The organism is Shewanella decolorationis S12 (assembly GCF_000485795.1).
GTDB classification, from domain to species: Bacteria; Pseudomonadota; Gammaproteobacteria; order Enterobacterales; family Shewanellaceae; genus Shewanella; species Shewanella decolorationis.
This window is the reverse complement of sequence record NZ_AXZL01000069.1, coordinates 1-22,162: the sequence shown is the minus strand read 5'-3', so window position 1 is coordinate 22,162 and position 22,162 is coordinate 1. Positions and strand designations below refer to the sequence as shown.

18 protein-coding genes and 4 tRNA genes are annotated in these 22,162 nt (G+C 47.2%); 20 read left to right on the top strand and 2 right to left on the bottom strand.

Annotation, left to right across the window (positions count from 1 at the left end):
* Window positions 1–76: 76 nt before the first annotated feature.
* Window positions 77–997, bottom strand: a complete 921-nt coding sequence (locus tag SHD_RS13105; protein WP_023267552.1) for an AbiJ-NTD4 domain-containing protein — start codon at window positions 995–997, stop codon at window positions 77–79.
* Window positions 998–1,396: 399 nt separating this feature from the next.
* Here SHD_RS13105 and mazG point away from each other — a divergent pair, with 399 nt between their 5' ends.
* The 11 genes from mazG (at window position 1,397) to rpoS (ending at window position 11,822) form a co-directional block, all read left to right on the top strand.
* Window positions 1,397–2,275 (top strand): nucleoside triphosphate pyrophosphohydrolase, encoded by an 879-nt coding sequence (gene mazG / locus SHD_RS13100; protein ID WP_023267551.1) that lies wholly within the window; start codon window positions 1,397–1,399, stop codon window positions 2,273–2,275.
* Between the two features lie 116 nt (window positions 2,276–2,391).
* Complete coding sequence (locus tag SHD_RS13095) at window positions 2,392–4,032, top strand: CTP synthase (protein ID WP_023267550.1); 1,641 nt, start codon at window positions 2,392–2,394, stop codon at window positions 4,030–4,032.
* A gap of 213 nt (window positions 4,033–4,245) precedes the next feature.
* Window positions 4,246–5,541 (top strand): phosphopyruvate hydratase, encoded by a 1,296-nt coding sequence (gene eno / locus SHD_RS13090; RefSeq protein WP_011621904.1) that lies wholly within the window; start codon window positions 4,246–4,248, stop codon window positions 5,539–5,541.
* A 100-nt stretch (window positions 5,542–5,641) separates the two neighbouring features.
* Window positions 5,642–5,941, top strand: coding sequence for a cell division protein FtsB (ftsB, locus tag SHD_RS13085; protein WP_011625569.1), 300 nt, complete (start codon window positions 5,642–5,644; stop codon window positions 5,939–5,941).
* Between the two features lie 10 nt (window positions 5,942–5,951).
* The gene (ispD, locus tag SHD_RS13080; protein WP_023267549.1) at window positions 5,952–6,701 is read left to right on the top strand and encodes a 2-C-methyl-D-erythritol 4-phosphate cytidylyltransferase; all 750 of its coding nucleotides are present in this window, start codon (window positions 5,952–5,954) and stop codon (window positions 6,699–6,701) included.
* Between the two features lie 51 nt (window positions 6,702–6,752).
* Complete coding sequence (ispF, locus tag SHD_RS13075; protein WP_023267548.1) at window positions 6,753–7,232, top strand: 2-C-methyl-D-erythritol 2,4-cyclodiphosphate synthase; 480 nt, start codon at window positions 6,753–6,755, stop codon at window positions 7,230–7,232.
* A gap of 29 nt (window positions 7,233–7,261) precedes the next feature.
* On the top strand, window positions 7,262–8,389 hold the full coding sequence (truD, locus tag SHD_RS13070; protein WP_023267547.1) for a tRNA pseudouridine(13) synthase TruD: 1,128 nt from the start codon (window positions 7,262–7,264) through the stop codon (window positions 8,387–8,389).
* Window positions 8,386–9,135, top strand: a complete 750-nt coding sequence (surE, locus tag SHD_RS13065; protein ID WP_023267546.1) for a 5'/3'-nucleotidase SurE — start codon at window positions 8,386–8,388, stop codon at window positions 9,133–9,135. Before truD ends, surE begins: the two co-directional genes overlap by 4 nt.
* Complete coding sequence (locus tag SHD_RS13060) at window positions 9,132–9,767, top strand: protein-L-isoaspartate(D-aspartate) O-methyltransferase (RefSeq protein WP_023267545.1); 636 nt, start codon at window positions 9,132–9,134, stop codon at window positions 9,765–9,767. Before surE ends, SHD_RS13060 begins: the two co-directional genes overlap by 4 nt.
* 97 nt (window positions 9,768–9,864) lie before the next feature.
* A complete protein-coding gene (locus SHD_RS13055; RefSeq protein ID WP_039978372.1) occupies window positions 9,865–10,761 on the top strand; it encodes a peptidoglycan DD-metalloendopeptidase family protein in 897 nt (298 codons plus the stop codon).
* Between the two features lie 80 nt (window positions 10,762–10,841).
* Window positions 10,842–11,822, top strand: coding sequence for an RNA polymerase sigma factor RpoS (rpoS, locus tag SHD_RS13050; protein WP_011621912.1), 981 nt, complete (start codon window positions 10,842–10,844; stop codon window positions 11,820–11,822).
* Window positions 11,823–11,962: 140 nt separating this feature from the next.
* On the opposite strand, the gene mutS is transcribed toward rpoS, so the two are convergent.
* Window positions 11,963–14,548, bottom strand: coding sequence for a DNA mismatch repair protein MutS (gene mutS / locus SHD_RS13045; RefSeq protein WP_023267543.1), 2,586 nt, complete (start codon window positions 14,546–14,548; stop codon window positions 11,963–11,965).
* A 382-nt stretch (window positions 14,549–14,930) separates the two neighbouring features.
* On the opposite strand from mutS, the gene recA reads away from it, so the two are divergent.
* The 9 genes from recA (at window position 14,931) to SHD_RS13000 (ending at window position 21,661) form a co-directional block, all read left to right on the top strand.
* Window positions 14,931–16,004 (top strand): recombinase RecA, encoded by a 1,074-nt coding sequence (gene recA, locus SHD_RS13040; protein ID WP_023267542.1) that lies wholly within the window; start codon window positions 14,931–14,933, stop codon window positions 16,002–16,004.
* 17 nt (window positions 16,005–16,021) lie between these two features.
* A complete protein-coding gene (locus SHD_RS13035) occupies window positions 16,022–16,489 on the top strand; it encodes a regulatory protein RecX (protein ID WP_412085088.1) in 468 nt (155 codons plus the stop codon).
* A gap of 276 nt (window positions 16,490–16,765) precedes the next feature.
* Window positions 16,766–19,390 carry an alanine--tRNA ligase gene (gene alaS, locus SHD_RS13030; RefSeq protein ID WP_023267540.1) on the top strand — a complete coding sequence of 875 codons (2,625 nt, stop codon included), beginning with the start codon at window positions 16,766–16,768 and terminating at the stop codon, window positions 19,388–19,390.
* A gap of 9 nt (window positions 19,391–19,399) precedes the next feature.
* Window positions 19,400–20,656 (top strand): aspartate kinase, encoded by a 1,257-nt coding sequence (locus SHD_RS13025; protein WP_023267539.1) that lies wholly within the window; start codon window positions 19,400–19,402, stop codon window positions 20,654–20,656.
* A gap of 118 nt (window positions 20,657–20,774) precedes the next feature.
* A complete protein-coding gene (csrA, locus tag SHD_RS13020) occupies window positions 20,775–20,972 on the top strand; it encodes a carbon storage regulator CsrA (protein WP_006082602.1) in 198 nt (65 codons plus the stop codon).
* A gap of 203 nt (window positions 20,973–21,175) precedes the next feature.
* A tRNA-Ser gene (locus SHD_RS13015) sits at window positions 21,176–21,267 on the top strand.
* Window positions 21,268–21,285: 18 nt separating this feature from the next.
* Window positions 21,286–21,362 (top strand) — tRNA-Arg (locus SHD_RS13010).
* Between the two features lie 36 nt (window positions 21,363–21,398).
* Window positions 21,399–21,490, top strand: a tRNA-Ser gene (locus SHD_RS13005).
* Window positions 21,491–21,584: 94 nt separating this feature from the next.
* Window positions 21,585–21,661: transfer RNA gene (locus SHD_RS13000), tRNA-Arg, on the top strand.
* Window positions 21,662–22,162 lie beyond the last annotated feature (501 nt).

Below are 22,162 nucleotides of genomic sequence, written 5' to 3'. Positions count from 1 at the left end.
ACCACCGAATCTAAGCAATAGTAACTTAGATATAAAACCCAATTTAAACTAAGGATGTCATGCATTGAGAATCTATCTAAATGTTTTGTCCACTCAATTTTTTCGCCAATAAGCACATGAAACTTGCTAGACGATGAAAAAGGTATTCAATGTGGTCACTATTATTCAACTTAACCTGAGTAACCTCTGAGTGACGAATAAAAAACGAGTTACCAATTGTCGTCAGTGCTGTAGCCTCAGACTCTAGTTGAACTCTGAATTCTTTATCTGATGTACAGGCATCGAGCAGTTGTGTCATAGATTGTTTTTTACTTTGACTAGGGTTGAATACTGTTTTTATGCGCTCGAAAGCATCCCAAAGCTCTTTCAGAGCGTCATAACGTACTTGGACGTCCGCATTACATATTTTCGTATTTGCTCTTGCAATCAAATCGTTAAGTTCCTGATCAAGAGTCTTGTTTACTTGTCCAGTAACCGAACCTAATGATGAATTGAGCACTCTTGTGATTTGTCCATCTGCTTGTAATTGATAAGCCACACCATTTCTAGAGAACATGGTGTCAATTTTATCTAAAAATTCAGCTTGCCCAGTTGAGCGATCAAATGAAGTTATGTGGTGATGTCCAAAGAATGAATGAAACTGCCCCAACGTAGGCTTAGATACATTCATATAGCAAAACTGAACTAAGTCTAGTATGTCTAAATAGTTAGGAGTGAAGGGGGGTTTTTTAGCCATCCAATCATCAGGGTCTTCGTTCTCTGTAATAAATGGATATTCAACTCCCAATATTTCAGCTTTTAAAGCTAACGAGAATCCTTTTTCATCGGTGCCATAGCACCCTTGCCCGTCAGGACAAAGCTCTGGAAACTGTTCTCCGAAATACCCTGTATCGATTAACTTTTGAATATAAGCTGTTAGTCCACACCAAACATTGTATGGAATTTCATTATTTGTTCGAGGCAAAGCGCCTCTTTCAGTATCACTAAAGTACTTCATAATTCCCTGAGTTAGGTTATTGCGCTGTTGACGTATATCTTGCTTAAGCTAAATGGGCAATACAAGCCATATGAATAAGTTATGAGAGTCTGCGTGAATACAACTTGATATAAATTGCATTAAAATGCCGTCTACTAACCTAAAGTCTTGTCATTGGTAGAATTAGTTCAAAAAGACCCATATTCAGAATGTTATGGAGAAACAGCCCCAAATGATAATGGGGCAATATCTTCTTCACTAAAACCTTATCTCTGACTCAAAATAGCACTTTGAGCTTGGCTACTTTATCATTGGCATTTATTGCCATTATTACTGTCTTAGTTGCGACACGACTCAGCTTGAGTGTATTCCTGTTTACGCATCCTGCACCTGTGTCGACTCTCTTGAAAGGATATCAGCATGACTTCCCATACCACGCCTTCTATTACTGAGCTTCCCGCAACAGCACTTTCAGCAACCGATGTTGCGCCGCTACTGAAGATTATGGAGAAGCTGCGCGATCCGCAAACGGGTTGTCCTTGGGATAAGGTGCAGACCTTTCAAACCATAGTGCCTTTTACCCTCGAAGAGGCCTATGAGGTGGCTGATACTATTGAACGTTTAGCCCTAGACGAGCTGCCCGATGAGCTGGGGGATTTATTATTCCAAGTAGTGTTTTATTGCCAGCTTGGCAAAGAGCAGGGCAGGTTTGATTTTAGCACTGTCGTTAATAAAATCACCGATAAACTGACCCGCCGTCATCCCCATGTGTTTGGTGAAGCTACGTTTGAGGCGGATGCTAGTAGTCAGCAGATGAAGGCCAATTGGGAGGCAATCAAAGCCAGCGAGCGTGAACAAAAGGCTCTGGCGGCTGGGGTGACTTCATCAAACGAAGTTTCTGTGCTTGATGATATTCCGCGCGCACAGCCGGCGTTATCCCGTTCAATCAAAATTCAGCAGCGGGTAGCTCGTGTCGGGTTCGATTGGCCTGAGCTCGAGCCCGTTGTCGCAAAAATCCATGAAGAAATTGATGAGGTGCTGGCGGAGGTGAACCAGCCAAGGCTTGACCAAGCCAAAGTGCAGGCCGAAATGGGCGACTTATTATTTGCGGTGGTGAATTTGGCGCGTCATTTAAAGGTGGACCCAGAACAAGCGCTGCGCCAAGCCAATGTTAAATTTGAACGCCGTTTTAAAGGTGTAGAGGCATTTGCGAGACAAAATAATAAAGCATTAGAAGAACATAGCTTAGAAGAGTTAGATGCCTACTGGGATAAGGTTAAACAGGGCGAACCAAGATAAAGGGCAAATTATCCGGATTGGTGTTTGTCGAATGGCAACACCTTTGGTATACTACTGCCCCGTCCTAGTGCTTTCTTACAAGCACGTATTTTCAAACTCATTTTCTCAGGTTCAGCATGACTACAAGGTATATCTTCGTTACTGGTGGTGTGGTTTCATCACTAGGTAAAGGCATTGCAGCCGCTTCATTAGCCGCAATTTTAGAGGCCCGTGGTCTCAATGTAACCATCATGAAACTGGACCCATACATTAACGTTGATCCAGGTACCATGAGCCCAACGCAACATGGTGAAGTGTTTGTGACTGAGGACGGCGCAGAAACAGACCTTGACCTAGGCCACTATGAGCGTTTCATCCGCACTAAGATGAACCGTCGCAACAACTTCACTACAGGTCGTATTTACGAGGAAGTGTTGCGTAAAGAGCGTCGCGGTGACTATTTAGGCGCGACGATTCAGGTGATCCCACACATCACTAACGCGATCAAAGAAAAAGTGATTGCAGGTGGCGAAGGTCACGATGTGGCTATCGTTGAAATCGGCGGTACTGTTGGTGATATCGAATCACTGCCATTCCTTGAGTCTATCCGCCAATTAGGCGTTGAATTGGGCCGCGATCGTACCCTGTTTATGCATTTAACCTTAGTGCCATTCCTTGGCGCCGCGGGTGAAGTGAAAACGAAACCGACTCAACATTCAGTGAAAGAATTGCGTTCTATCGGTATTGCACCGGATGTGCTGATCTGCCGTGGCGACCGCGCGATTCCTGCCAACGAACGTGCGAAGATTTCGTTATTCTGTAACGTTGAAGAACGAGCGGTTATTTCATTAAAAGACGTCGACAGCATCTACAAGATCCCAGCGCTGCTGCGCTCACAGGGTTTAGATGACTTAGTGGTTAAGCGTTTTGGTTTAGAATGCCGCGAAGCCGACTTGTCTGAGTGGGAAAACGTCATTTACCAAGAAGCCAATCCAAACGGCGAAGTCGTGATTGGTATGGTCGGTAAATACATCGAACTGCCAGACGCCTATAAGTCAGTCAACGAAGCATTAAAACACGCGGGTCTGAAGAATCGTGTATCTGTGAGCATCAAGTATATCGACTCACAAACCGTTGAAGCCAAAGGCGATGAAGTTTTGCAAGGTTTAGACGGTATCTTAGTTCCTGGTGGCTTCGGTGAGCGCGGTGTGGAAGGTAAGATCCTGGCGGCTAAATATGCCCGTGAAAACGAGCTGCCTTACTTTGGTATCTGTTTAGGTATGCAAGTGGCGCTGATTGAATTTGCCCGTAACGTTGCTGGCATGGCCGATGCACACTCAACCGAATTCAATAAAGCAACGCCATTCCCTGTGGTTGGCTTAATCACTGAATGGGTTGATGAAGAAGGTAACGTTGAGCAACGCCATGAAGCCTCTGATTTAGGTGGCACTATGCGTTTAGGTGCGCAGTTATGTCACCTACTTGAAGGTTCAAAAGCGGCGCAAGCGTACAAAGGTAACACTTGTGTTGAGCGTCACCGTCACCGTTACGAAGTGAACAACAAGTACAGAGAACGTTTAGAACAAGCGGGTCTGGTATTTAGTGGTTTATCTTCGGACCGTAAACTGGTCGAGATGATTGAGCTGAAAGATCATCCTTGGTTTGTAGCGGGTCAATTCCACCCAGAATTCACTTCGACCCCACGCGATGGTCATCCATTGTTCGAAGGTTTCGTTGCTGCCGCAAGTGCACATCAAAAACGTGATCTGAAGAAATAAATTTTAAGGCCGGACCCGCGACAGTGGGCCCGGCCTTTTGTTACACTCAGGCCGCGTAATCATGAGTCAAAACTCATACCCATGTGTATAAACGACATGCGTATAGACGGAAATAGTAAACGGAATTTAAAGATTTTGGTCGTACTCTACATCTGTTAATTCCCATTGGTATTGGTTTTTTCTTTTCTCTTTTAAACTTAAATCGAGGGTAATATGGCTAAGATTATTAACGTGATTGGTCGCGAGATTATGGATTCTCGTGGTAACCCAACAGTTGAAGCCGAAGTGCATTTAGAAGGTGGTTTTATCGGTATGGCGGCTGCGCCATCTGGTGCTTCTACCGGTAGCCGCGAAGCGCTGGAACTGCGTGATGGCGACAAGAGCCGCTACTTAGGTAAAGGTGTATTGACTGCTGTGGCTAACGTAAACGGCCCTATCCGTGCTGCGTTAATCGGTAAAGATGCGACTGCACAAGCTGAACTTGACCAAATCATGATCGACTTAGACGGCACTGAAAACAAAGACAAGTTAGGCGCTAACGCGATTCTGGCTGTGTCTTTAGCTGCTGCTAAAGCGGCTGCAGCATTCAAAGGCATGCCTTTATACGCTCACATCGCTGAATTAAACGGCACTCCTGGCCAATACGCTATGCCAGTACCGATGATGAACATCCTCAACGGTGGCGAGCACGCGGATAACAACGTTGATATCCAAGAGTTCATGGTGCAACCTGTTGGCGCGAAAAACTTCCGCGAAGCTTTACGTATGGGCGCTGAGATTTTCCACACCCTGAAAAAAGTACTGCACGGTAAAGGTTTAAGCACTTCTGTGGGTGACGAAGGTGGTTTCGCACCTAACCTGTCTTCAAACGCTGATGCCTTAGCGGTAATCAAAGAAGCGGTTGAATTAGCGGGCTATAAGCTGGGTACCGATGTGACTCTGGCATTAGACTGCGCGGCTTCTGAGTTCTACAAAGACGGTAAATATGACCTGTCTGGCGAAGGCAAAGTATTCGATTCAAACGGTTTCTCTGACTTCCTGAAATCACTGACTGAGCAATATCCAATCGTCTCTATCGAAGACGGTCTGGACGAGTCAGATTGGGACGGTTGGGCATACCAAACTAAGATCATGGGCGACAAGATCCAATTAGTGGGCGACGATTTATTCGTAACTAACACTAAGATCTTAACCCGTGGTATCGAGAACGGCATCGCTAACTCAATCCTGATCAAGTTCAACCAAATCGGTTCATTAACTGAAACCTTAGCGGCTATCCGTATGGCAAAAGCAGCGGGTTACACTGCGGTGATTTCACACCGTAGCGGTGAAACTGAAGACGCTACTATCGCTGATTTAGCGGTAGGTACTGCGGCTGGCCAAATCAAGACGGGTTCACTGTGCCGTTCTGACCGTGTTGCTAAATACAACCAATTGCTGCGTATCGAGGAGCAATTAGGTGAAAAAGCGCCATACCGCGGTTTGAAAGAAATCAAAGGTCAGGCGTAATTTAGTCGTCTGATGTAAAAAGGCCACCACTTGGTGGCCTTTTTTGTTGTACTATCTGCAGTATATTTTTTTAATTCAAGATACTGACGCTAATTCCTCCATGAAATTCTTTGTCATTGCACTCATAGTGCTTCTCGGTTTGCTGCAATATCGGCTGTGGTCGGGCGATAACAGCCTGCCCGAATACTTTGTTCTGCAAAAACAGATCGCGGCTCAGCAAGAAGGTAATGCAAAACTCAATGAGCGTAATCAAGTGCTTAAAGAGGAAATTATCGACCTTAAGAGTGGCACCGAGGCGATTGAAGAGCGGGCGCGTAACGAGCTGGGCATGGTGAAAGAAGGCGAAACCTTCTATCGCGTGGTGGGCGGTGACCGTTCAGTATCGAGTCCCTCGCAGTAACGGAGCGCCTATGGATACCGTATTAGAGGCCGCGCCGCAGGTCGAAACCCAAATTGCAGTTCAAATTGATCCTTTCTCGCACCATGTGGTGGCGATTGTGCCCGCCGCGGGGATTGGTAGCCGCATGGGCGCAAGCAAACCCAAGCAATATTTAACCTTGCTCGGGCAAAGCATTCTGGCCCATACCTTAGACAAGTTACTGTCTCATCCGCAAATTAACCAAGTGATTGTGGCGCTGCATCCCGAGGATACTGAGTTTGCCGCGTTGCCGCAGGCCAAACATCCCAAGCTGGTAACTGTTATTGGCGGCTCTGAGCGCGCCGACTCGGTACTCGCGGCACTCGATAAGGCGCCAGACAATGGTTGGGCCTTAGTTCACGATGCGGCCAGACCCTGCCTGACTTCGCAAGACATAGATAAATTGTTGGCATCGCGGGTGCACTTTCCCCAAGGGGCGATTTTAGCCATGCCTGTGCGGGATACCATGAAGCGCGCCAATAGCTTAGGTGAAATCAGCTCGACTGTTTGCCGCGATAATCTCTGGCATGCGTTGACGCCGCAGTTATTCCCAACCTCCTTGTTGCGATTACATTTAAAAGCCGCGCTTGCCGCGGGGGCTGTCGTGACCGATGAGGCCTCGGCGATGGAGTGGGCGGGCATTTCCCCTGGTTTGGTCGCGGGGCGGGCGGATAATATTAAAGTCACCCATCCCGATGATTTGGAGTTGGCAGAGCTTTTTTTACTGCGCGCGAATGCTTGAAGCCAAGCAGAGTGAATTGCGCAATTTATTAAATACGTTAGGAAATAAGTAATGAAAATCCGAATCGGCCATGGTTTTGATGTCCATAAATTTGGTGAAGCGCGCCCGTTAATTTTATGTGGGGTCGAAGTCCCCTACGAAACTGGGCTAGTGGCTCATTCCGACGGTGATGTGGTGTTGCATGCCATCTCCGATGCCATTCTAGGGGCGATGGCCCTTGGGGATATTGGTAAACATTTCCCCGATACCGATGCCGCCTATAAGGGCGCCGATAGTCGCGTCTTGCTGCGACACTGTTATGCGTTAGCGCGGGCGAAGGGATTTGAGCTGGGTAATCTGGATGTCACTATCATTGCTCAGGCACCTAAGATGGCGCCGTATATCGAGGATATGCGCCAAGTGTTGGCGGCCGATCTTAATGCTGACATTGCCGATATCAACGTTAAGGCCACCACCACCGAAAAACTCGGCTTTACCGGCCGTAAAGAAGGCATTGCGGTTGAAGCCGTTGTATTACTCAGCCGCCAATAGCCTGAAACTTTAAGAGATAAGAAAGACCCATGAGCGAACTACATTACCTGTACGGCAAACCGACGGCCACTGCCGATTTAAGAACCGTTAACAGCGACTTTATCGTGAAAGAGATTTTGCCTTTTAGCCCGTCGGGCGAGGGCGAGCATCATTTAGTCCACATTCGTAAGGATGGGCTGAACACGGTGCAAGTGGCTGAAATGCTAGCGAAGTTCGCTAAGGTTCATCCGAAAGAAGTGACCTATGCCGGACAAAAAGATAAAAATGCCATCACAGAACAGTGGTTTGGCATTCGTATCCCAGGTAAAGAAACCCCCGCGTGGAGCGAGCTTAACAGCGAGCGCTTAACCATATTATCCAGCAGTCGCCACAGCAAAAAACTGCGTATTGGCGCGCTCTTGGGCAACCGTTTTATTCTTACCCTGCGCAATGTTACAAACGTGGAAGATATTATCAGCCGCATCGAAAAAGTCAGCCAAATTGGTGTGCCTAACTATTTCGGTGAGCAGCGTTTCGGTCACGATGGTAAAAACCTGGTGATGGGACGGCAAATGCTGGCGGGTAAAAAGGTGAAAGACCGTAATAAGCGCAGCATGTACCTGTCTGCGGTGCGCTCCAATCTGTTCAATACTGTCGTCTCCTATCGTTTGGCGAATCATGGCACTAAACCCTTAGCGGGGGATTGCGTGATGCTGGCGGGTAGTAAGAGCTTTTTCGTCACGCCTGAATGGGACTTAGTAGTATTAAAGCGCTTAATTGAGAAAGATATTCAGCTTTCTGCGCCACTTTGGGGCCGTGGAAAAATGCTGCCGCAGGGCGAAGCCGCCGAGGTTGAAACCCTGGCCATGGCAGAGCTGAGCGAAGATTGCTATGGCCTTGAGCACGCGGGGCTTGAGCAGGAGCGTCGCCCATTACTGCTTGAACCTCAAGGCCTTAAATACGAGCAAACCGCGGATGGAATAGTGCTGGAGTTTATCTTACCTGCGGGCAGTTTTGCGACATCGCTGTTAAGAGAGCTGGTGGATTATAAAGATGTGAAAGAGCTGCAATGGCAAGCGACAGTCACGCCTGATGCGAATGCTCCTGAGGCTAATGTCGCCACTGAAAATGATGTTGCAGAGGTCAATGTTATAAAGAATGGCGAGCCCGCTTTATGATCCGCATCCTAGTCAGTAATGATGATGGGGTGAATGCATCGGGGATCAAAGCCTTAACCGAGGCGCTCACCGAAATCGCCACTGTGATGACGGTCGCGCCCGATCGTAATTGTTCCGGCGCAAGTAACTCTTTAACCTTGACTAACCCATTAAGAATTAATAGGTTAGATAATGGTTATATTTCGGTTCACGGTACACCCACTGATTGTGTTCACTTAGCCATACGCGAGCTTTGTGATGGTGAGCCGGATATGGTGGTATCGGGCATTAATGCTGGCGCGAATATGGGGGATGATACTTTATATTCGGGCACGGTTGCGGCGGCGATGGAGGGGCGTTTTTTAGGTTTCCCCGCCGTTGCGATTTCGCTTAATGGTAAGGCATTAAAGCATTATCACACCGCAGCAGTGTATGCACGGCGAATTGTACAGGGGCTGTTAGCGCACCCGATTGCGAGCGATCAGATCCTCAATATCAATGTGCCCGATTTACCGCTCAATGAGATTAAAGGGATCAGGGTGACGCGCCTAGGGGCACGGCATAAGGCTGAAGGCATAGTGCGAACACAAGATCCTGCGGGGAAAGAAATTTTTTGGCTCGGTCCACCGGGAGTAGAACAAGATGCGAGTGAAGGAACAGATTTCCATGCGGTAGCTAATGGTTATGTGTCGATCACTCCCTTAACCGTGGACTTGACCGCGTATAGACAATTATCGGTATTGCAAGATTGGGTAGATAAAATATGACTCGAGTTGCCTTAACATCGGCGGTGAATTTAGCTAAAAAGCTTCAGGAGGCGGGGATCCGCCATCCCGCCGTTCTTAAGGCAATATCCCATACCCCGCGCGAACTGTTTCTTGATAACGCGCTGGCCCATAAAGCCTACGAAAATACCGCTTTGCCCATAGGTCAAGGACAAACCATTTCTCAGCCTTATATCGTCGCGCGTATGACAGAGTTACTGCTGCAACATCAGCCGCAAAAGGTACTTGAGGTGGGAACGGGCTCTGGCTACCAAGCGGCGATCCTCGCGCAATTAGTGCCAGAACTGTGCACCATTGAGCGTATCAAAGGGTTACAGATCCAAGCGAGGCAAAGATTAAAGCGACTCGATCTTCATAATGTGTCATTCAAATATGGCGATGGTTGGCAGGGCTGGTCGAATCGCAGCCCCTTCGACGGCATTATGGTCACGGCGGCAGCGGCCAAGGTTCCCGAAGCCTTATTATCCCAGCTAGCCGAAGGCGGCGTATTAATTATCCCTGTTGGTGAAGAGACGCAGCAACTGATGCGCTTTACCCGCCGCACAGACCGTTTTAGTTCTGAAGTGATCGAAACCGTCAAATTTGTGCCTTTGGTCAATGGTGAGCTCGCTTAAGTTTTTTACTTAAGTTTTTAGCTTTAGGTCACTTCGTTAAACACTTGACCTTAATGATTAGGTAAAACAGTAAGATAGCCCTAAAGAGGAGTTTTTATTGTTGAATGCGGGTTTACTCTTAAACCTCTGTTTAGTGTTGTTGCTTGCGGGCTGTAGCTTTCAGGCGAGTCGCCCCGCACCTGTCGAAAGTCTTTCCCACAGTTATTCCAAACATAACAAAGGCCACATTAAATCTAATTCATATAAAGTTAAGAAAGGTGACACCCTTTACTCGATCTCTTGGGCAGCGGGTAAAGATTTCGCCGAAATTGCTAAAATTAATCAATTAGATAAATCGTACACCATCTACCCTGGACAGATTTTATATTTAACAGATGACCGTGGTAAAGCGAGTAAGTCATCTACGACTTTAGGTGGAATTAAATCTAAAGATAAAGAGCGAAATCAAGAAAATTCATATAAAAAACAGGTTGATAATGATGGTTTGTCAACTGGTTCAACATCAGGTGAGCAGCAGAAAAAAACACTTGATCAGAAAGCCAAGCCTGCGTATTCTGCAACAAGTGCTCAACAAAATATTAACTCTTCGCTCGTCGCCCCGACATCAACACTGCCAGACAGTGTGAGTCAGTGGCAATGGCCAGTAAGAGGTAAATTGATTGGGACATACTCTGCCAATGAGCAGGGAAATAAAGGAATTAAGATCGCAGGAAAACGCGGAGATATCATCAAAGCCGCTGCAGATGGGCGGGTGGTATACGCAGGTAGTGCTCTTAGGGGTTATGGTAATTTAGTGATTATTAAACATAGTGACGATTACCTTAGTGCCTATGCTCATGCAGATCAGATCTTAGTCGAAGAAAAGCAACATGTCCTTGCAGGACAGACAGTTGCAAAAATGGGCAGTACAGATACCAATCAGGTAATGCTTCGCTTCGAGATCCGTTACCACGGTCAGTCTGTTAACCCACTTAACTATTTACCTAAGCAATGATTGTTTAGGGCCTTGTTGGCATGGAGGATAAAAAATTGCAGTAATTCAAGCAGTTTACATTAGGTTTGGGAGATTTGATCATGAGCCGCATAAATAGCACTGCCGCAGAAGAACTAGTAGATTTTTCCGTAGATACCGCAGAGTTTGATCTCGATAAAGAGGATATTGCCGCTGATTTAGTTCAAGAACTAGGACTCGAACAACAGGTTCAAGATGACCTGCAAAAAAATCTTGATGCCACCCAGCTCTATTTAGGTGAAATAGGGTTTTCCCCACTGCTTAGCGCAGAAGAAGAAGTTTACTTTTCCCGTAAGGCATTAAAAGGCTGCGAAAAATCTCGTAATCGCATGATTGAGAGTAACCTGCGACTCGTGGTCAAAATTGCCCGTCGTTACAATAATCGTGGCCTAGCGCTGCTGGATTTAATCGAAGAGGGTAATCTTGGCTTGATCCGTGCGGTGGAAAAATTCGACCCAGAAAGGGGCTTCCGCTTCTCAACCTATGCGACTTGGTGGATCAGACAAACGATTGAACGTGCCATCATGAATCAAACCCGCACGATTCGCTTGCCAATCCATGTTGTAAAAGAACTCAACGTGTATTTACGTACGGCTCGGGAATTAGCGCAAAAACTTGACCACGAACCTACGGCAGAAGAAATTGCCGAAAAACTGCAAGTATCCAGTGTTGATGTCAGCCGTATGCTGAAGCTCAACGAGAAGATCACCTCTGTCGATATCCCCTTAGGTGGCGATAACGACAAGGCGTTACTCGATGTGCTTGCCGATGACGATAATGTCGGCCCAGACTACAAAGTACAAGATGAAGACATTTCTAACTCAGTGGTCAAATGGCTCAACGAACTTAATACCAAGCAAAGAGAAGTGTTAGCGCGCCGCTTTGGTTTGTTAGGTTATGAACCCTCAACCCTTGAAGACGTGGGCGCAGAAATTGGCCTCACCCGTGAACGTGTTCGCCAAATTCAAGTAGAAGCCCTTAAACGCCTACGTGATTTGCTGGGTGCTCAAGGCCTCTCAGTAGAGGCACTCTTTAGAAACTAAGGTTCATAGAATAAAGTTAAGAGACTAAGGTTTAGAAATTTAGCCTTAAACAAGTTCAATAAGTCATAAAAAACGCCCAATTTTCAGGGCGTTTTTTTATGCTTTCGTGTTTATGTTATCGCGAGTTTTCACTCTATGTGTTAACTCAAGCGTTTTAGCTCATAGAGTAAATCCAGCGCCTGTTTGGGGGTCAGGTTATCAGGATTGATGGCTTTTAATTTGCTGACGGCGGGATTCTCCACCGGCTCAGGCAGGGCGAGCAGGGTTTGGATTGGTGCCCTAGTGCCGTTAACATTAGCACCTTCCATTTGATGATCGCGGCTCTCAAGCTGATGTAACTTGTGCTTTGCCGCCTTAATCACTCGTGCAGGTACCCCGGCAAGGGCCGCAACTTGCAAACCATAACTCTTACTGGCCGCACCTTCTTGCACCGCGTGCATAAAGGCGATGGTGTCTTCGTGCTCAATCGCATCGAGGTGCACGTTATAGACGCCAGCCATGAGTTCCGGTAATTGTGTTAACTCAAAATAATGGGTCGCAAACAGCGTCATTGCGCCGACTTGCTGCGCTAAATATTCCGCTGCGGACCAGGCTAATGACAGGCCATCGTAGGTTGAGGTGCCACGGCCAATTTCATCCATCAAGACTAAACTTTGTGAGGTCGCATTATGGAGGATATTTGCCGTTTCAGTCATTTCTACCATAAAGGTTGAGCGACCAGAGGCAAGATCGTCAGAGGCGCCAATCCGAGTAAAAATCCGATCGATAGGGCCAATGATGGCGCGATCTGCTGGCACAAAGCAGCCAATATGGGCCATTAGGGTGATAAGCGCCACTTGGCGCATGTAGGTCGATTTACCGCCCATGTTGGGACCGGTAACAATCAACATCCGGCGTTGATTGTGCAGGGTGACAGGATTGGCGATAAAAGGCGTTTGACTCACACGCTCAACAACAGGGTGGCGACCCGCTTCGATTTTTACCCCGATTTCGCTGCTCAGTTCTGGGCAGGTATAGCCTAAGGTTTCGGCACGTTCGGCAAAGTTACTCAGCACATCGAGTTCGGCTGCCGCTCTGGCAAAGGCTTGTAGTTCATGCAACTTGGGGAGGATTAAATCAAATAATTCGTCCCAAAGTTGTTTTTCAAGGGCAAGCGCCTTACCTTGGCTCGACAGCACTTTTTCTTCGTATTCCTTAAGCTCGGGCGTGATGTAACGCTCCATATTCTTAAGGGTTTGACGGCGCTGGTAATTTAATGGCACTTGCTGCGATTGCAGGCGACTGACTTCGATGTAGTAGCCATGCACTCGGTTGTAGCCAACCTTCAACGTGGCAATGCCAGTACGCTCTTTTTCCCGCGCTTCGAGCTGAACCAGATAATCAGTGGCCCCTTCACTTAAGCCTCGCCATTCATCTAACTCGGCATTGTAGCCTTCGCGGATCACGCCGCCATCACGGATAAGCATGGGCGGGTTATCGACAATGGCGCGCTCAAGCAGCTGTTGCTCTTCGGGAAATTCACCTAAGAGTTGGCCTAGTTTCACCATATGGGGCGCACTTAGCTGCGCGAGTGACTGCTGCAACTGAGGCAATAGGTTTAATGCTTGGCGTAGGCGGGCAAAATCCCTTGGACGAGCGGTACGCAGTGCCAGCCTTGCCATGATACGTTCGATATCGCCTAGGGCTTTAAGCTGCTCATGCAATGACTCATGGGCCGTAGTCTTGAGTAATTCATTCACGGCCGTTTGGCGAGCAAAAATCTGGGCATGGTCCCTCAACGGCTGATGGATCCAGCGTTGCAACATCCGGCTGCCCATCGCTGTTGCGGTATTGTCAAGCACGGCTGCTAGGGTGTTATCTCGACCACCACTCAGATTTTGTGTCAGCTCGAGGTTACGGCGCGTTGCCGCATCCAAGATAATCGTATCGGTTTGATTGAAACGGATAATGGCATTGATATGGGGCAGGGCGGTGCGCTGGGTGTCTTTCACATATTGCATTAAGCAGCCCGCCGCTTGCAGCGACAGCCTTGCATCGGTAATCCCAAAGCCGTGCAAATCCTTAGTGCCAAATTGTGCCAGTAGCAGTTTAATGCTGGTATCGTAATCAAACTCCCACTCAGGGCGACGACGCTTGCCTTTAAAATGATGCAATAACTCCATCGCGCCAAAATCTTCGCTATAGAGAATTTCGACCGGATTCGTACGTTGTAGTTCGGCTTCGAGGGATTCCTTCGTTTCTAATTCAGCAATCACGAAACGGCCGGAAGACACATCGAGGGTCGCGTAGCCAAAACCAACTTTACCTTGGTAAACCGCGGCTAACAGATTGTCTTGTCTCTCCTGCAACAGGGCTTCGTCGGTCAAGGTACCTGGGGTGACAATACGCACCACTTTTCGCTCAACTGGGCCCTTTGAGGTAGCAGGGTCACCAATCTGCTCACAGATCGCGACCGATTGACCAATTTGAACCAGTTTGGCCAGATAGCCTTCAACCGCATGGTAAGGGATACCCGCCATAGGGATCGGATCGCCACCACTTTTGCCGCGGGCCGTAAGGGAAATGCCCAATAATTCAGAGGCGCGTTTTGCATCATCATAGAAGAGTTCATAGAAGTCACCCATGCGATAAAACAGTAACATATCGTGATGTTCTGCCTTCATGGTCAAATATTGACGCATCATAGGGGTATGTTTTTCTAAATCATCGGTATCTATAGGATTCATTAAATCGTTTTCGTCCGTTATGCCGGCCCAAAGCGGGGAAATAAGTCGTACAGTAATGGGATAAAAAATCAGTGGATGTGCACTGTTACTGTCTAAAATAAATTGACGCCAATCTTAGCAATAATTTTCTGAAAATTGACCCTTAAACCATGGATATTCACTGATATCCTGACAAATCTGCAGCACGAGTCGGTAAAAGCTTGTCTCAACGGGAAAATTTTCTGACTGAAAAATAAATCATGCACAGGTCTTGATACTGTATGATTGTACAGTATACTAGTCAGCAGATTATGACAAAGAGCTTCGCTTTTTGTATTACCCGCTTTATTAAATTGAATATCACTTTTGACAGTACTGATACTGTCTTGATGAGGGAACAGGAATGAAGGTCGATCCAAACAAAGAGAAAGCACTTGCTGCGGTATTGAGCCAAATTGAAAAGCAATTTGGTAAAGGCTCCATCATGAAGCTGGGCGAAGACCGCTCTATGGATGTTGAGACTATTTCTACTGGTTCACTTTCCCTTGACGTCGCCTTAGGGGCTGGCGGTTTACCAATGGGACGTATCGTTGAGATTTATGGTCCTGAATCATCAGGTAAAACGACGCTGACATTAGAAGTGATTGCCGCCGCTCAGCGCGAAGGTAAAACCTGTGCCTTTATCGACGCCGAGCACGCGTTAGACCCTATCTACGCAAAAAAATTAGGCGTAGATATCGATAACTTACTGTGCTCACAACCCGATACTGGTGAACAAGCCCTTGAGATCTGTGATGCGTTAACCCGTTCTGGTGCGGTAGATGTGATCATCGTTGACTCGGTTGCGGCATTAACACCCAAAGCGGAAATTGAAGGTGAAATTGGTGATTCACACATGGGCCTAGCGGCGCGTATGATGAGCCAAGCGATGCGTAAGCTCGCGGGTAACCTCAAGCAATCGAATACTCTGTTAATCTTCATCAACCAAATTCGTATGAAGATTGGCGTAATGTTTGGTAACCCAGAAACCACAACGGGTGGTAACGCGCTGAAATTCTATGCTTCTGTTCGTCTCGATATTCGCCGTACCGGAGCTATCAAAGAAGGCGATGAAGTGGTAGGCAACGAGACGCGCGTTAAAGTGGTGAAAAACAAGGTTGCCGCGCCATTTAAACAAGCTGAGTTCCAAATTCTTTACGGTCAAGGTATCAACCGTACTGGTGAGTTAGTCGATTTAGGTGTTGCCCATAAACTGATAGAAAAAGCCGGTGCATGGTACAGCTACAAGGGTGACAAGATTGGTCAGGGCCGTGCAAATGCCGGTAAATATCTGACTGAAAACCCAGAAATTGCTGCTGAAATCGATAAAACACTGCGTGAATTACTGTTGAGTAACCCAAGTGCATTGTCTTCATCTTCTTCTGATGATGAGAGTAATGAAGGTAATGTTGATTTCGAAACAGGCGAAGTATTCTGAGCCAGTCAGCCCGTCAAATCGCGGTCGCGCTGTTAGCGCGCCGCGACTATTCCCGCCAAGAAATCCGCTCTAAACTGCTCGAAAAAGGCTTTGAAGTCGTTGATATCGAGCCTGTGCTTGATGATTGTGAAGCATCTGGCTTTATCAATGATAAGCGTTATGCCGAGCTTCTTGTTCGCAGTCACATTACCCGTGGTCATGGGCCTATCCGTATTCGTCAAGCCATTGCCCAAAAGGGGCTTTCAAAGGATTGTATCGAAGCCGCGTTATCGGCAAATGATCATGATTGGTTTGAGCTAGCAAAAGCCAAAGCCATCAAAAAATATGTCACTCCTAAAGTCACCGAGGTTAAAGGCTCACAATCCCGTGAGCTAGTAGCGAAAGAAAAAGCCAAACGGGTGCGGTTTTTACTGAGCCAAGGCTTTAACTACGAACAAGTCTCCTATGCCTTAGATTATGACCCTTTGGCAGATAATGATGACTAATTTCATGGCATAAACTTGCCGCCCTAGGCTTGTCTTTTCATTGTCTTGTACGTTCGGCCGCGGGTGCTGGTTCGGCTCATCGACTCATCTTTAGCGCTTGGCTTTTGTGATAAGCCATGTCTTAGCAGCAAACTCACCGAAAATATGAGATTCCTAAGCCTATATCTCTATTCAAGGCTGGTCGTCTTTCCTTAGTCTGCTTATAATGCTGGGCAAATAGAAATACGGCTACCTTATGGTGTAGCTGGTCATGCTTACCCAATTCAGGACGATTTCATGTATCAAACGACAGCAGCGCTTAGAAGTGCTTTCCTCGAATTTTTCCGCAGCAATGGTCACCAAGTTGTTGACAGTAGCTCTCTTGTACCAGGCAACGATCCCACACTATTATTCACCAACGCCGGTATGAACCAGTTCAAGGACGTGTTTCTTGGCATGGACAAACGTAGCTATACACGTGCGACCACTGCCCAACGCTGCGTCCGTGCGGGTGGTAAACACAACGATTTAGATAACGTTGGTTACACCGCTCGTCACCATACTTTCTTCGAAATGCTGGGTAACTTCAGCTTTGGTGATTATTTCAAAGAAGATGCGATTCGTTTTGGTTGGACCTTCCTGACCGAAGTATTGAAGCTACCGAAGGAACGTCTGTGTGTAACCGTTTACCAAACGGACGATGAAGCCTTTGAAATTTGGAATAAAAAAATTGGTGTTGCCGCTGAAAACATCATTCGCATCGGCGACAACAAGGGCGCGCCATACGCTTCAGATAACTTCTGGCAAATGGGTGATACGGGTCCTTGTGGCCCTTGTACCGAAATTTTCTATGATCACGGCGACCACATTTGGGGCGGACGTCCTGGTAGCCCAGAAGAAGATGGCGACCGTTTCATCGAAATCTGGAACATCGTATTCATGCAATACAATCGCCAAGCCTCTGGTGAAATGTTACCGCTGCCAAAACCCTCTGTCGATACTGGTATGGGTATCGAGCGTATCGCTGCGATCATGCAAGGCGTGCATTCAAACTACGAAATCGATATTTTCCGCGCCTTGATTGCTAAAGCGGCCGAAATCATCGGTGTGACTGACTTATCTAATAAGTCGCTGCGCGTTATTGCCGACCATATCCGTTCATGCGCCTTCTTAGTTGCCGATGGTGTGATGCCATCAAACGAAGGTCGTGGCTATGTACTGCGTCGTATTATTCGCCGCGCCGTGCGTCATGGTAACAAGTTAGGCGCCACCGAAGCCTTCTTCTACAAGTTAGTTCCGACGCTAATTGAAGTGATGGGCGATGCCGCTAAAGGTCTTGCTGATACCCAAGTGATTGTTGAAAAAGCCCTTAAAGCGGAAGAAGAGCAGTTTGCCCGTACGCTTGAGCGTGGTTTAGGTATTCTGGATAGCGCGTTAAACGAATTGCAGGGCGACACCTTAGACGGTGAGACTGTCTTCAAACTGTACGATACCTACGGCTTCCCTGTGGATTTAACCGCTGACGTATGCCGTGAGCGCAACATTATCGTCGATGAAGCGGGCTTTGAAGTCGCGATGGCTGAACAACGTAGCCGCGCTCAAGCTGCGGGTAACTTCGGTGCCGATTACAACGCAGCACTGAAAATTGATGCTGAAACCGCATTCTGTGGTTACTCAGAACTCACTGGTAATGCCAAAGTCACAGCACTTTACTTAAACGGTGAGTCAGTGCCTGTAATCAATGCAGGTGATGATGCCGTAGTCGTGCTTGATGTGACGCCATTCTACGCAGAATCGGGCGGCCAAGTCGGCGACAAGGGCGTATTAGTGGCTCAAGGTATTGAGTTCGCTGTAAACGACACCCAAAAATTCGGTCAAGCCTCTGGTCATAAGGGCACATTAACAGCTGGCACTATCAGTGTTGGTCAAGCCATTGAAGCCAAAGTGGACAAGAAACTGCGTCACCGTACTCAGTTAAACCACTCTGTGACTCACTTATTACATGCTGCACTGCGTCAAGTATTAGGCACTCACGTTACTCAAAAAGGTTCGTTAGTTGACCCTGAGCGTTTACGTTTCGACTTCTCTCATTTCGAAGCGGTCAAGCCCGCTGAATTGAAACAGGTTGAAGAGTTAGTCAACACCCAAATTCGCCGTAACCATGAGCTGAAAGTCGCTGAAATGGCGATTGATGAAGCCAAAGAAAAAGGCGCTATGGCGCTCTTTGGTGAGAAATATGATGCCGAGGTGCGTGTTGTCACTATGGGCGATTTCTCAATCGAACTTTGTGGTGGTACGCATGTGGGCCGAACTGGTGACATCGGTCTATTCAAAATTACCTCTGAAGGCGGTATCGCTGCGGGCGTTCGCCGTATCGAAGCGGTAACCGGCGCTGCGGCGATGGCCTATGTGGCACAGCAACAAGCGCAACTTGAAGAAGCAGCAGCTTTGCTTAAAGGCGATACTCAATCGGTTGTGGCCAAGCTGAAAGCGCAACTGGATAAAATGAAGCAACTTGAAAAAGATATGCAGCAACTAAAAGATAAGTTAGCGGCAGCAGCGAGTGCTGATTTAGCTGGTGATGCGGTTGTGGTTAATGGCGTAAATGTGCTGATTAAGAAGCTTGAAGGCGTTGAAGCAGGTGCACTGCGTGGCCTGCAAGATGAGTTAAAGCAAAAGCTGAAATCCACCGTTATCCTGCTTGGTGTGGCTCAAGAAGGCAAAGTGAACCTAATTGCGGGTGTAAGCAACGACTTAGTCGGTAAAGTGAAGGCCGGTGAACTGGTTGCTATGGTTGCTGCGCAGGTGGGTGGTAAAGGCGGTGGTCGCCCTGATATGGCTCAAGCGGGTGGTAGCCAACCAGAAAATCTGGATGCGGCACTGTCTCAAGTATTACCTTGGATTACTGAGCGTTTAGCTTAAGAGGTTGCTGTGCTCGAAAAACGAAAGCTTAGTGGTAGCAAGCTTTTTGTGAAGAAGTTTGGTGGCACTTCGGTGGGTTCGATTGAACGCATCGAAGTGGTTGCCGAGCAAATTGCAAAGTCCGCTCACAATGGTGAGCAGCAGGTCTTGGTGCTGTCTGCGATGGCAGGGGAGACCAACAGACTATTTGCGCTTGCGGCGCAAATCGATCCCCGCGCAAGTGCGCGGGAACTCGATATGCTGGTCTCTACGGGAGAGCAAATCAGTATTGCGTTAATGGCGATGGCGTTACAACGTCGCGGCATTAACGCAAGATCCCTGACTGGTGATCAAGTGCAAATTCATACAAACAGTCAGTTTGGTCGAGCGAGCATTGAGCATGTCGATACGGCATACTTAACGTCTTTGCTGAACGACGGTATTGTGCCGATTGTGGCTGGCTTTCAAGGTATCGATCCCAATGGTGATGTAACAACCTTAGGACGCGGAGGTTCAGATACTACGGCGGTGGCACTCGCTGCGGCGTTAAAAGCCGATGAATGCCAAATCTTTACCGATGTACCCGGTGTATTTACTACCGATCCGAATATCGACAGCAGTGCTAGACGCCTCGATGTGATTGGTTTTGATGTGATGCTAGAAATGGCGAAACTCGGCGCTAAGGTGTTGCATCCCGATTCGGTTGAATACGCACAGCGTTTTAAAGTGCCACTGCGTGTATTGTCGAGCTTTGAGGTGGGCCATGGGACATTGATCCAATTTGGTGACGAATCCGAGCTGGCGATGGCAGCATCTGTGCAAGGTATTGCGATTAATAAGGCGCTTGCGACCTTAACCATAAAAGGGTTGTTTACCAGCAGTGAGCATTATCAAGCACTGTTAGCTTGCTTGGCACGGCTTGAGATTGATGTTGAGTTTATTACCCCGCTCAAACTCAATGAGACTTCGGCAGCCGAATGTGTCAGTTTTATGCTGGCCGAAGCCAAGGTGGATATTTTATTGCATGAGCTAGAGCTTTTAAGTGAAAGTCTTGATCTAGGCCAATTGATTGTTGAGCGCCAACGTGCAAAAGTGTCTTTAGTTGGCAAAGGTTTACAGGCAAAAGTTGGATTATTGACTAAGATGTTAGATGTATTGGGTAATGAAACAATCCATGCTAAGTTACTTTCGACATCGGAGAGTAAATTGTCAACTGTGATCGATGAAAGGGACTTACACAAGGCGGTTCGGGCGCTACATCACGCTTTCGAGCTAAATAAGGTGTAATTAAATAACCGTTTGAGTATTGAATACTATTAATTTGTACTCAGCTGACCCTATAATAAGCCCATCTACCGGATGAGTGCCGTGTGTAAGCTGAATTAAGACATAAAGGAGCTATCGAATGCTGATTTTGACTCGTCGTGTTGGCGAAACACTGATGATTGGTGATGAAGTCACAGTTACAGTGCTAGGGGTAAAAGGCAATCAAGTGCGTATTGGTGTGAATGCACCTAAAGAGGTTTCTGTCCACCGTGAAGAGATCTACCAACGCATTCAATCTGAAAAATCAGGTACACCTTCAGAAGGTGGTAACTTTTAATACGGCGTTTAGGCGAGTATTAACGACATAGAAGAGTCAGTTTTTTAACTGGCTTTTTTATTTTTGGAACCGAAAGATTGGCGCAAATCAACACATTGGATTGATATAACAGCAATGTGATTAAAAACGCTTCAAACAGAAGTTGTTTCAGAAAAAGGGTTTGACTTATTTTCGTCAAACAGTAATATGTGCGCCAAGAAAACGGAGAGGTGGCCGAGTGGCCGAAGGCGCTCCCCTGCTAAGGGAGTATGGGCTTTATCTCCCATCGAGGGTTCGAATCCCTCCTTCTCCGCCATTTCTTACCGATAAAAGTGCGCGTGTAGCTCAGCTGGATAGAGTACCTGGCTACGAACCAGGCGGTCGGAGGTTCGAATCCTTCCACGCGCACCATTTTAGTAGGCATTAGCTTACAAATGCAGATTTTGCGGAGAGGTGGCCGAGTGGCCGAAGGCGCTCCCCTGCTAAGGGAGTATGGGCTTTATCTCCCATCGAGGGTTCGAATCCCTCCTTCTCCGCCATTCTATTCCTAGTGAATAGATTTAATTTGCGAGACTTAAGTGCTTCTTCTAGACTCTAGTCTGTCGGTAAGTTAGCAACTTACCCTGTATTTAAGCGCGTGTAGCTCAGCTGGATAGAGTACCTGGCTACGAACCAGGCGGTCGGAGGTTCGAATCCTTCCACGCGCACCATCTATTTAGTTAGATTTAGATAAGCCCTGCAAGCAATTGCAGGGCTTTTTTAATGGAATTTTTCCGCATAATCTCGCTTCAATCCTTATCTCTTCCTATGCTTTAGCGCCTTGATAATCCGCCTCTTACGCCACGTTATGGTTAATCCTGTACCTATGCCTTAAGCGGTAATGTTTATCGCGCTGGCTTGCTGTTTAGCACCCGATAAAGGGATAGCTGTAAGGGTTATCTTGACTCGCAAGCTGAGCTGTAAAAGAGACGAAGAGAAAAGCACAGAACAAGGATTAATGTGTTTCTTTGCTTCTCGTCTTAGGAACGAGTCATGAGAGAGGTTTGAAGAGTGTTAGCGCGATTCAGGATGTAGCAATTTAGGAAGGGTCAGGGGAAATAAAAAGGGCTGTAAAATGCATAATGCAGATCGTTTTAAATAGTTGAACGATCTTTCAAGGGCTTCATAATCAGCCGCAACCTAAGTTGCGGCTGATTTTTTTATGTCTGAAT